The sequence below is a fragment of the Leucobacter sp. UCD-THU genome (assembly GCF_000349545.1).
GTDB lineage: Bacteria > Actinomycetota > Actinomycetes > Actinomycetales > Microbacteriaceae > Leucobacter > Leucobacter muris.
This window is the reverse complement of record NZ_KB714602.1, coordinates 405,573-416,692: the sequence shown is the minus strand read 5'-3', so window position 1 is coordinate 416,692 and position 11,120 is coordinate 405,573. Positions and strand designations below refer to the sequence as shown.

Below are 11,120 nucleotides of genomic sequence, written 5' to 3'. Positions count from 1 at the left end.
AACGACACACGGCACTACCGATGTCGCGTCGCTCCCCTCAACGCACCAGTCGACCCGGTTCTGCCCAATCGTAGCCACGCGGGGACGGGGCATAGGCCGCGCACAGGGAACAATCACCCTGTTCGGCGCGTTTTTCACCCCGGAGGCGAGGACGCCACCCGCCGCCCCAGGCGCCTCCTGAGCCGCATCTCCCGCCCAGAGAGCACGCACGCGCGCACGGAGCCCCGACCTGCCCCTGCCGAGTGGGCAAGAATAGCTCGCGAGCCGCAGAAACACCGCACTTTCTGCCCACTCGGGGCGCTTGTTCCTCTCGACAGGCTCGGGGGCCGGGCACGCGCTCACTGAACCGCGACCCGCTCATGGAATCGCGGCCGCGCCGGGGAACCGTCGCAGACCACCCCATCGAGAGGTCAAGAACTGCTCAAGGACCGCAAAAGCGCAGCACTTTCTGACCGCTCGGGGAGGGTGTTCGTTCCCTTCGGCAGGCTCAGGGAGCGAGGCAGCCTCCGGGAGTCCCGGCCGCGCTCAGGGAACGGTTCAGGGAGTGGGAACGCGCCAGGCAACCGCGGCGGGCTCAAGGAACGGCGACGCGCCCAGGGAGCGGTCATGTGCCGAGAACGCCCCAGGGCCACCCGTCGAGAAGTCGGTCAGTCGGCGATGCCCGCCAGACGCCGTCGCAGCAGCACCGCCTGCGTGCGGGCGTCGGCCACGGCGCTCGCGGTCGAGCCGCCGTGCAGCGCCTCGCCCACCGCGAGCAGGTCGTGCGTCGCTTCGCGCGCGGCGCCCAGTCGGCGCTCGGCAGCCTCGCGCTGCTCGATCGACGCGTAGGGGGCGATTCGCAGCACCGCCTCCACACCGCCGGCCGCGGCCAGTCCGACGGCCGTGAGAGCCTCGCTCACCGAGCGCTGCACTTGCCCCTCACTCGGCACGCCCTCGAGGTCGACCCCCTCGATCACGGGCCCCGAGAGGCGCGCCCGGCGTGCGCCGCCAGGTTCGACGCGCACCGCCCAGTGCTGCCCTTCGGCGAGCTCGACCGCGCACAGCGCGGGCTCGTCACCGAGCGGGAGTCTGTCGGCGCCCGCCGCGAGGGCGACCCGGGCCTCCATGCGCCAGCGCGTCGGCAGCACGTCGTGCAGCGCTTCGGACAGCACGCCCGCGGTTTCGAGCACAGCCGTGGCCTCGCGAGCCGACGATGCGTCGACCCCCACCACGAGCGCGCGCGCCTCGGTCACCGTGCCGTCGACCTCTTCGACGCGCCAGACATCATCGCCCGTGCGCTCGACGGCGGTGACGGTCGCCGCAGCGACCTGCGCCCCGTAGAGACCGAGCCGCTGTTTCAGCTCTGCGAACGCTGCGGGCCAGCCCGCCACCGGCGCCACCGCGGTTTCACGTGCAACATCACGATCGGCGTTGGCCAGCACCGCACCCGAGAGCGACCCCGCGCGGGTGAGCGCCTCGTTGAGGCCGGGCACCGCCGCAGCGACCTCGACCTCGTCGGCGGCGAGACCGAAGCGTTCGCGCACGAACGGGTCGACCAGCCGCTCCACGACCGCCTCGCCAAGGCGGCTGCGCACCAGCTCGCCGAGCGAGTGCGCCTTGCCGATCGTGAGCACCGGTTTCACCCGATCCAGGTACGCCCGCGCGGCCGCGCGACCGCCGAGCACGGCGACCGCCTGCGACGAGATGGGCACCGCGGGAATGCCCAGGGCCGCCGGAACGGGCTGCGGCACCCACTCCTGCTTGATGCCGCGCAGCAGCACGGGGTTCGGCGCAACCGACACGGCGCGCACCTCGTCGTTCACGTGCCCGCCCTGCGAGAGAGGCGCGGCGATGTGCTGCAGCAGTTCGCGCAGCACGCCGTCGGGATCGGGCAGTGCGTCGGCTCCGCCGACCGCCTCGGCGCGGGCCCGAGCGACCGCGGCAGGCGCGCCCTCGATCGGCCAGTCGCCAGTGCGCACCGAGAGGCCCACCTCGGCCAGTTCGAGAGCCGCCGACAGCTCGGGCAGGCCACCGCCGATCACGTAGACGTCAACCACGCTGCTGCTCCTCTGACCCCGGGTTCGGCGACTGCGGCTCTACTGCGGGCGACTGCGGCTCCGCGGGCTGCTCCCGCGGTTCTGCAGATGGCGGCGCGGCCGCATCAGCCTGCGGAGCCGCCGCGCCCCCCTGCCCCGCGATGGGCGGCTGCGACTGCGACTGCATCTGCGGCGAGGTCGGCTGCACCGGCTGCAGCGTCGGCGCCTGCACCTGCACCAGGTCGATGCGCGAGCGCCCGTGACCGCCCTTGCGGAAGATCTTGAGCGCCAGCCAGACGAACACCCCGAGCCCGACGATCTCGCCCAGCAGGCCGCCCGCGCTGCCGCCGTCGGCGGTCTGCGCGGTCTCGCCGCCGAAGCCGGTCACCATGAAGCCGAAGCCGACCAGGTTGTTGACGATGTGAATCGCGATCGCCGCTTCGAGGCCGCCCGTGCGCCAGGTCAGCCAAGCCGCGACGACGCCCATCAGCCCCACAGCCGCGAGACCCCAGAAATCGTAGATGTGCGCCATGGCGAAGGCCACCGAGGGGATGAGGATCGCGAACCACGGATTGCGCAGCCACGCCCCCAGCACCTGCATGAACAGCCCGCGGAAGACCACCTCCTCGGTCGCCGCCTGGACCGGCACGAGCACGATGACGAGCACCAGCGAGATCAGCGCCGCGTTCACGTCGAACGCGCGATCCGCTTCGGCGGGCGGCTCGGAGAGCGCCGCCGGATCCACGATCGCCTGCAGGCCGATCTCGGCGGCCATGCCCACCGCCGTCATCGCGATCAGCGCGAGCACCGCCGCCCCGAGCAGGCGCAGCAGCAGCCCCCAGCGCAGCCGCGCCGCGACCGACCACACGCGGCCCACGGGGCGCATGCCCAGCGTAAGCATCGCGAGGATCACCGCCGGCAGCATCACGATGATCGACAGCATGCTCATCAGCACCGACAACGGCCGCTGCGTGTCGATGATCTCGGTGCTGCCCGACGCGAGGTCGTTCAGGTACTCGGGATCGCCCGCCATCATCAGCGGCACGAAACCGACCGCCAGGATCACCGTGAACACGCCGAAGTAGACACCCGCGAGCAGCAGGAGCAGCAGCGGCTTCCACCAGCGATAGTTCGCCACACCCCGCAGCAGGCGGTGGTACTCGAGCGGCTCGGTCTCGACCGTCTGCATCACCGGCGCCGGAGCCGCCCACGCCCACTGCTGCGGCGCCGACTGCTGCGGCGCGGGTTGCTCTGGGACGCTCATGGATGTCTCCTTCTTCTCGCCGACGATCGCTCGGCGCACAGATCGAGGCGGGATCCTGCTGCTACAGAATCCTGCCCCATACCTCTGACAGTCTCGGGAGAAACCGCCGTGCCCGTCGAGCCGGGCCGGGCGAAAACGCTGCCGCGTCTTCGCTCACGCCCCTACCCCTCGTTTCGCTCCGTGGGCCGCCGCAGTAGCGGCGCCGCGGCGCGGCGAAAACGCTGCCGCGTCTTCGCTCACGCCCCGCGCAACCGCGCGGCGAGGTAACCGTGCAGCTCGGCCAGCGGTACGCGCTGCTGCTCCATCGTGTCTCGCTCGCGCACGGTCACCGCGTTGTCGTCGAGCGAGTCGAAGTCGACCGTCACGCAGAACGGCGTGCCGATCTCGTCCTGACGGCGGTAGCGGCGGCCGATCGCGCCCGAATCGTCGAAGTCGACGTTCCAGTCGTCGCGCAGATCCTGCGCGATCTCACGGGCGAGGGGCGACAGCTTCTCGTTGCGGCTGAGCGGCAGCACGGCCACCTTCACCGGGGCGAGGCGCGGGTCGAGCGCGAGCAGCGTGCGCTTGTCGGTGCCGCCCTTCGCGTTCGGCACCTCTTCCTCGCGGTAGGAGTCGACGAGGAACGCCATCAGCGACCGGGTAAGACCCGCCGCCGGCTCGATCACGTACGGCGTGTAGCGCTCGTTCTTGGTCTGGTCGAAGAAGTTGAGATCTTTGCCCGAGTGCTTCGAGTGCGTCGACAGGTCGAAGTCGGTGCGGTTCGCGATGCCCTCGAGCTCGCCCCACTCGCTGCCCTGGAAGCCGAAGCGGTATTCGATGTCGGCGGTGCGCTTCGAGTAGTGCGACAGCTTCTCCTTCGGGTGCTCGTAGAAGCGCAGATTCTCGGGGTCGATGCCGAGGTCGGTGTACCAGCTCATGCGCTCGTTCATCCAGTACTCTTGCCACTGCTCGTCGGTGCCCGGCTCGACGAAGAACTCCATCTCCATCTGCTCGAACTCGCGGGTACGGAAGATGAAGTTGCCCGGCGTGATCTCGTTGCGGAAGCTCTTGCCGATCTGGCCGATGCCGAACGGGGGCTTCATGCGCGCCGCCTGCAGCACGTTCGCGAAGTTCACGAAGATGCCCTGAGCGGTCTCGGGGCGCAGGTAGTGCAGGCCCGACTCGTCGTCGACGGGGCCGAGGAAGGTCTTGAGCAGGCCCGAGAAGGCTCGCGGTTCGGTCCACTGGCCGCGGGCGCCGCAGTTGGTGCAGACGATCTCGGCGAGGCCGCCCTCGGGGGCGCGGCCCTTCTTCTCCTCGAACGCCTCGATGAGGTGATCCTCGCGCTGGCGCTTGTGGCAGCTGAGGCACTCGACCAGCGGATCGCTGAAGACCTCGACGTGGCCCGAGGCCTCCCACACCTGCCTCGGCAGGATGACGCTCGAGTCGATGCCGACCACGTCGTCGCGCTTCTGCACCATGGTCTTCCACCACTGGCGCTTGATGTTCTCCTTCAGCGCGGTGCCGAGGGGGCCGTAGTCCCATGCGGAGCGCGAACCGCCGTAGATCTCACCCGCCTGGAAGACGAAGCCGCGATGGCGGGCGAGGGCGATGACCTTGTCGAGGCGGGACTGTTCAGCCATGTTCGATTCACTCCAAGGGGCAAGCGGGGATCTTGGGAAGCGCCGGGCGCGGGGCCCGGCGCATCCGACCATCCTACGCCCTCGGGTGCACCAAGCGCCGGGGCCGGCGACCGGGTGCGGCGGGCTACTGCGCCGGCGCACCCGGCGCCATGCCGTCGGCCCCCTCGGGCGGCGTGCCGCCGAAGCCGCCCGCCCCGGGGCCGCCCGGGGCTCCCGAGCCATCGCCGCCCGGCATGCCGCCGGGCGCACCGGCCCCGCCCATGCCTCCGGGGCCCTGCTGCGCGGTCGCCGGATCCCACTCGGCGCCGTTCGCGGTGACGGTGCCGCCCGTCACCGTGATCTCTCCGTTGGCGTCGACCGGGATGTCGCCGCCGTTGTCCGCGCTCGTGATGACGATGTCCCCGCCCGAGATGCCGATCGTGCCGTTCGAGTCGAGCCCGTCGGCGCCGGCGACGATGGTGATCGTGCCGCCCGAGATCTCGAGGCGCTCGCCGGTGTCGGTCTCCCGATCCGCGCCGCCCGTGTTGAGGCCCGAGGCGTTGATGCCGTCGTCCGAGGCCGTGAGGTCGAGAACACCCGCGAAGATGCCGATGTTCACGGCCTCCATCGCCTCGGTCGACTCGGTCACGGTGATGTCGCCGCCGCCCACCGAGACGATCACCTCGCCCTTCACGCCGTCGTCGACCACCGCGGCCGTCAGCGTGCCGCCCGTGATCACCGTGTCGGTCTGGGCCTGCACCCCGTCATCGCCGGCGGTGATGTCGATGTCGCCCCCGGTCACGAGGATGTAGCCCCGCGTCTCATCCTCTTCCTGGTCGCTCTTCAGCCCGTCGCCGCTGCCGGCGGCGAGCGCGAGCGCGCCGCCCTCCACCACCAGCGCGTCCTTCCCGCGCAGCGCGTCGTCGGCAGCGGTGACCGTGAGGTCGCCCGACAGGATCACCAGGTCGTCGGTGCTCGAGATCCCGTCGTTGCCGTTGCCGTGCACCGAGAGGGATCCGGATCCCGAGATCGTGAGATCGGCCCGAGCGTCGATCGCGGCGTTCGCGGTGGCGTCGTCGGCGTACGACGCGGCGTCGGAGACCGTGTTCTCACTGCCGTCGGCGAGGTTGATCGCCACGTCGTCGGCGCTCTGCACCTCGATCGCGGGTCCGGCCGTGTTGTCGATGTCGACGCCGTCGAGGATCAGCACCACGAGCGCGTCATCGGGGGCGGCGACCACGAGCCGCCCGTCGAGGGCACCGCTCACCCGGTAGACGCCCGCCTCGGTGATGGTGACGGTCGATTCGTCGACGCCCACCCCGGCCGCGGAGGACGAGGCCGAGGATCCCGAGAGTTCGATGTCGACCGCGTCGGCGGCCGACCACTCGTCGTCGTTCACGGTCGTGTAGTCGGCGTTGGCGGCGAGCACCTCCTCGGCGCTGAGGTCGCCAGAGAAGACGTCGGCGCCGGCCGACACCGAGGCCGCCGCGGTCGGCGCCTCGGCTTCGTCGGCCGCGGCCGCGCACCCCACGAGCAGGGCGCCCGAGAGGGCGATCGCGGCGGCGGCGAGGATCTGGCGTTTCATGGTCGCTCCTTCGGGGAATGCGGATGGGTCTGCCGGGGTGAGGCGAACGGGCCGCGGAGCAGCCGCGCCCACTTGTTGCCCGGCAACTCGGGGTGCAGCGCGGCGGTGCCGGTGCCGAACTTGCTGATGTTCTGGGGGCGGTGGCCGGATCGCCACAGCGCCCGGTCGAGCGGGGTCACGTGCCCCACCGACTTCGACTCCACGATCACGTGCCCCGGCAGCGACAGGCGCCGCCCGTCGGCGTCGAGCCAGAGGAGGCCGGTGTCGACGGTGGCCCGGCTGCCGTCGCCGAGCAGCAGCGTCGTGCGCCGGTATCGGGTGGTGATCGCGGGGCGCAGCTGCGCGTCGAGACCGGGATCGAGGCCGATGCTCGCGAGCGACTCGGCAGCGTACACGCGGCCCTCGGCCGTCAGCCGGTCGAGGTCGCGCGCCGCATACGGGATGCGCTCCTTCACCGTCGCACCACGCCCGCCGCGGGTCTTCATCTCGAGGAACGCGGCTCCGCTGCCGGCGTAGGCGCGGGTGCGCAGCTTGAAGCGGCGCCGGCGGGGCTGCGCCGCCAGCCGGTAGCTCAGGCGGTCCGGTGTGTCGAAGTAGACCGAGGCGTAGTCGCAGCCGTGCGCCCCGTCGACGTCGAGCACGCGGGTGCTCGCGTCGAGGCCGCGGATCACCGTCACGGCGTCGTCGGCGGGCAGCAGGTACTTGCGGTCGACCCGGGTCAGCAGTTCGGCGTCGGCGACGAGCTCGCCGAGCGTCACCTCCGAGAAGCGCTCCGTCGACCGCTCCACGGGGGTCACCGCGCCTCCCCCGACGCGATCTGCACCGCGCGCGTGCGCAGCGGGGCGACGAGTCGACCCCGCGTCGGCTGCGGCAGACGGTACCGCACGTCGACGAGCGCCGTGTCGTTCACGAAGTCGAGATCCTGTACCGTCATCGACGTCACCCGGCCGCCGAGCCTGCGCTCCAGCTCGCCGCGCAGTTCGCCCTCATCGGCGATCGCACGGTCGAGTCGCACCACCTGATGCCGGCTGCGCGCCAGCAGCGCCGGGTGATCCGCGAACCACATCACCGCCAGGATCATCACGATCAGCGCCACCGGTACCAGCAGCGAGTCGGTCGCGAGACCTCCGATGAGCCCCATCGCGAGCGCCGAGAAGTAGTACGCCACCTCGCGCTGCGAGATCTCCGACGACCGCAGGCGGATGATCGACAGCACGCCGAACAGGCCGAGGCCCAGCCCCGCCGCGATCTCGGTGCCGCCCAGCACCGACGTCACCGCCAGCACGCCGATGTTCACGCCGAGAAACGCCACCACGAGGTCTCTGCGGCGGTGCCTCGGGTAGTAGAGGCCGAGGGTGAGGATGAGCGCTGCGACCAGGTCGACAGCGATGAGGGTCAGGCTGGGGGCGGACACGCCGAGCTCCTATCGTCGAACGGAGTCGGCGACCGCGAGGGGATCCCGACTGCGTCCATTCCAGCGAACGGAGTTATGCGGACCTTATGATTCGACTGCGAGGCGGGTAGGAGCTCTCGGGGCGGATCGGCGGCGCTGCCGGGGCGGGCGGGATCGCACGCGGCCGGCCGGGATCGCCCGGCGAGTCGGGCGGGTTCACGAGGCGGATCGGCCGCGATCCCGCCGCGTCTCAGGAGAGATCGATGAGGTTCTCGGGCGACTCCCCCGCGCGCAGATGCGCGATCTGGCGCTCGATCAGGGCCACCATGCGCGGCTCCATCGCGCTCGAATCACCGCCGACGTGCGGCGTGATGAGGGTGTTCGGGCACTTCCACAGCGGGTGATCCTCGGGCAGGGGCTCGGGATCGGTCACGTCGAGCGCCGCACGCAGACGGCCCGCCTGCAGCTCGGCCACGAGCGCGTCCGTGTCGACCACGGGCCCGCGGGCGACGTTCACGAGCAGGGCGTCGTCAGGCATCGCGGCGAGCGCCGCGGCGTCGACGAGCCCCCGCGTGCCGTCGGTGAGGGGCACCGCGAGGATCACCACCTCGGCGTCGGCGAGGCACTCGTGCAGATCCTCGAAGCCGCGCACCTCGACCGTGTCACCGGCGAGATTCTGCTCTTCGCGCGCCGAGCGGGCCAGGCGGGTGAGCTGCACCTCGAAACCCGCGAGCCGCGCCTCGACCGCCTTCGCCACTCCGCCGTACCCGACGAGCAGCACACGGCGATCGGCGAGGCTCGGGAACTCGCGCAGATCCCAGCGGCCCTCGTCGCCCGCCCGCACGAACTCGGGAATGCCGCGCTGCGACGCGAGCGCGAGCGTCACCGCCAGCTCGGCAGTGGAGGTCTCGTGCACGGTCGCGGCGTTCGCGAACGCCAACCCGGCCGGCAGATGCCTCGCCACGCCGTTGTAGCCGATCGACTGCCACTGCACCAGCTTCACATCGACGCCATCGAGCGCCGACAGGCAGCGCGCGCCGCCCCAGTAGGGCGGTACGACGATATCGAAATACTCTCGCGGAGCAGGCGTTTCGAGATCCCAGGCGACGAACTCGACCCCGGGCACCTCGCCCAGGATGTCGCGCAGCGGCTCTTCGGCGGGCAGTGAGACGACGAGGTCATTCATACGATCGAGTGTAGTGTCGGCGCCAGTTCGCGCCAGGCGGATCGCGCCGTCCCGGGGCTCGCTGCAGCACTCGGGGGCAGTTGGCTGTAACGTAATGGATATGGACACCTCGTATTTTGAGCGACTCCCCGAGAGCATCCAGAAGCTCGTCGTCGACGGCCTGGATGCCGAAGTGCAGGCCGGGCTCGAGAAGCTCGACGAGGCGAAGAAATCGGGATCACTGGCCGTCGAGCAGCAGACCGCCATCGAAGGCGACATCCGCCGCGCCGCAGAGCTGCGCAACCGCTTCGCGCCCGCCTAAACGGCTCGCCGCTGCACCAGCGGTCGCCTCGGCGCGGGATCACGAGTCGACTCTCAGCTCCGCGCACCCGTTTGCACACCGCGCGCACAGCTTCGTTCGAGAGTCTGGAGCTCCAGCGGAAAGGAGAACCGGTCATGGGATTTCTTGAGGATGCGAAGGAAACCGCCGAGGCAGCGGCGAAGAAGGTGAGTCGCGCGGTCGAGGACGGCGTCGACAAGGCCAAGGACAAGCTCGACGAGGTGAGGGCCGAGGCCGACGTGAAGAAGGCGGAGGCCGACGTCAAGAAGGCCGAGGCCGAGCGCGACGCGACCAAGACCCGCAACGACATCAAGGACGACCTGCGCGACTGATAGCCGCGCGGCGCCGTGATCCGGCGCGACAGAGGCCCGGTCGGGATCGATCCCGACCGGNTCTGCTCGAACTAAAAGGTATTCGAAAACCGGGCCTCTGTCGTGCCGGGGGCGACGTCACCAGTTCTGGCGGAAGGCGTAGCGCCCGTCGATGAACACGTCGATGTATTTCGCACCGCCGTCGACGAGCTGCTGAGCGATGAACCGCACGGAGACCATGTGCTGCTCGTGTGCCCCGACCTCGAGGTCGAACACGTTCGGCATCAGGATCCCCGTGTTGCCGCCGCTGTCGATCACGGGCGTGCCGTCGACGCTGATCGTGACGCGGTTTCGGATCCCGGTCACGTTCACACCGACCTCGTGCTACTCGTGCGCCCCGACTCGAAAGGTGAAGCCTGCTGCCATGGCCACCAGTCAACCACAGGCGTGCGCGACCGAGCACCTGCCGCAGTCCGCGCGAATCAGTCTCGCGTCGACCACCATGCGAGGGCGACCAGGACGGGCTGGAAGAGCAGTCGCGCGAACCGCTTGTTCTCGGTGTCGAGTCCGAACGCGTTGCGCCGGTGGAGGTACTGGGAGACGTTGCCGGGGAACACCAGCACGAAGAACGCGGCCGCTATCGCCCCCACCAGGCGCGCGCGCCTGCCCTGGGAAACGGTGAGCGCGGTACCCAGCGTGATCTCTGCGACGCCGGACGCGACGACGGTGGTGTCCGGTTCAAGTGGCACGAACTCGGGGACCTGCGCTTGGAACTCTTTCCGGGCGAACGTGAGATGCGCGGTACCGACGAAGATCAGGGCTGCGCCGAGCAGCGTCTTCGTGAGGTGTCTTCCGCGGTGAGCGCCCATGCCGCCCATTATGCAGCAGAAGCGAGGCCGCCGGCCAGGGGTGCCCGCGGCGCGCGTCGGCGGGGTCCGGCCGTCCCACGGCAGAACCAACCCGAGCGGATCCCCCCGCCGACGGATGCGAGGCCGCCGTTCTCTCCGTAAGGTCGAAGGCATGGACGAGAACGAGCCCGAAGAAGAGAAGCAGCGGTCGAGCAACTGGCTGGTCTACGGCATGGTGTTCGGCATGCTCGCCGGGGTGGTCATCGGATCGCTGACCGACCAGCTCGCGTTGTGGATGGTGTTCGGGATCTCGATCGGGATCGCGGTGAGCGCCGGATTCTCGAAATCCGGCAAGTAGACGCGGTTCGAAGCCCCGTGACTGGGCGCTCGCACCGCGAAGCGTCGGAGAAGCGCGCGGGGCGGCGACTCCTGAAACGGAACGATCCCCCGACTCCCTGGTGTCTTCCAGGCAGTCGGGGGATCCGATTCGGTGGCGGGTGAGGGATTCGAAACCTACCGACTGCCAAGCGCCACCGTGGACCAGCCAAACATCGTTGTTTTTACAAGGCGTTTCGATTTGCTGGCGAGTAGTGAATCT

The 11,120-nt window shown here is 70.2% G+C and carries 12 protein-coding genes; 3 read left to right on the top strand and 9 right to left on the bottom strand.

Features of this window, described 5'->3' with window-relative positions:
- Positions 1 to 647: 647 nt before the first annotated feature.
- From H490_RS31130 to H490_RS25130, 7 genes are all read right to left on the bottom strand, one after another.
- Positions 648 to 2,036 carry a hypothetical protein gene (locus tag H490_RS31130; protein WP_017884252.1) on the bottom strand — a complete coding sequence of 463 codons (1,389 nt, stop codon included), beginning with the start codon at positions 2,034 to 2,036 and terminating at the stop codon, positions 648 to 650.
- Positions 2,029 to 3,279, bottom strand: a complete 1,251-nt coding sequence (locus tag H490_RS25155; protein ID WP_152424253.1) for a CPBP family intramembrane glutamic endopeptidase — start codon at positions 3,277 to 3,279, stop codon at positions 2,029 to 2,031. The genes H490_RS31130 and H490_RS25155 overlap by 8 nt, the downstream gene beginning before the upstream one ends.
- Positions 3,280 to 3,515: 236 nt before the next feature.
- Complete coding sequence (locus H490_RS25150) at positions 3,516 to 4,901, bottom strand: glycine--tRNA ligase (protein ID WP_017884250.1); 1,386 nt, start codon at positions 4,899 to 4,901, stop codon at positions 3,516 to 3,518.
- Between the two features lie 124 nt (positions 4,902 to 5,025).
- On the bottom strand, positions 5,026 to 6,465 hold the full coding sequence (locus H490_RS25145) for a carbohydrate-binding domain-containing protein (protein WP_017884249.1): 1,440 nt from the start codon (positions 6,463 to 6,465) through the stop codon (positions 5,026 to 5,028).
- Entirely contained in the window at positions 6,462 to 7,262 is an 801-nt protein-coding gene (locus H490_RS25140) for a polyphosphate polymerase domain-containing protein (RefSeq protein ID WP_017884248.1), read from the bottom strand. The genes H490_RS25145 and H490_RS25140 overlap by 4 nt, the downstream gene beginning before the upstream one ends.
- On the bottom strand, positions 7,259 to 7,879 hold the full coding sequence (locus H490_RS25135; protein WP_017884247.1) for a DUF4956 domain-containing protein: 621 nt from the start codon (positions 7,877 to 7,879) through the stop codon (positions 7,259 to 7,261). Before H490_RS25135 ends, H490_RS25140 begins: the two co-directional genes overlap by 4 nt.
- Before the next feature lie 229 nt (positions 7,880 to 8,108).
- Entirely contained in the window at positions 8,109 to 9,044 is a 936-nt protein-coding gene (locus H490_RS25130) for a 2-hydroxyacid dehydrogenase (protein WP_017884246.1), read from the bottom strand.
- Between the two features lie 100 nt (positions 9,045 to 9,144).
- On the opposite strand from H490_RS25130, the gene H490_RS25125 reads away from it, so the two are divergent.
- Both H490_RS25125 and H490_RS25120 read left to right on the top strand, forming a co-directional pair.
- On the top strand, positions 9,145 to 9,345 hold the full coding sequence (locus tag H490_RS25125; RefSeq protein ID WP_017884245.1) for a hypothetical protein: 201 nt from the start codon (positions 9,145 to 9,147) through the stop codon (positions 9,343 to 9,345).
- Positions 9,346 to 9,479: 134 nt separating this feature from the next.
- A complete protein-coding gene (locus H490_RS25120) occupies positions 9,480 to 9,695 on the top strand; it encodes a hypothetical protein (protein ID WP_017884244.1) in 216 nt (71 codons plus the stop codon).
- A gap of 117 nt (positions 9,696 to 9,812) precedes the next feature.
- Here the strand turns inward: H490_RS25120 and H490_RS25115 are convergent, their stop codons facing one another.
- Complete coding sequence (locus H490_RS25115) at positions 9,813 to 10,040, bottom strand: hypothetical protein (RefSeq protein ID WP_128386018.1); 228 nt, start codon at positions 10,038 to 10,040, stop codon at positions 9,813 to 9,815.
- Positions 10,041 to 10,156: 116 nt separating this feature from the next.
- The gene (locus tag H490_RS25110) at positions 10,157 to 10,552 is read right to left on the bottom strand and encodes a hypothetical protein (RefSeq protein WP_017884242.1); all 396 of its coding nucleotides are present in this window, start codon (positions 10,550 to 10,552) and stop codon (positions 10,157 to 10,159) included.
- A 142-nt stretch (positions 10,553 to 10,694) separates the two neighbouring features.
- Here H490_RS25110 and H490_RS25105 point away from each other — a divergent pair, with 142 nt between their 5' ends.
- Positions 10,695 to 10,880, top strand: coding sequence for a hypothetical protein (locus H490_RS25105; protein ID WP_017884241.1), 186 nt, complete (start codon positions 10,695 to 10,697; stop codon positions 10,878 to 10,880).
- Positions 10,881 to 11,120: the final 240 nt, after the last annotated feature.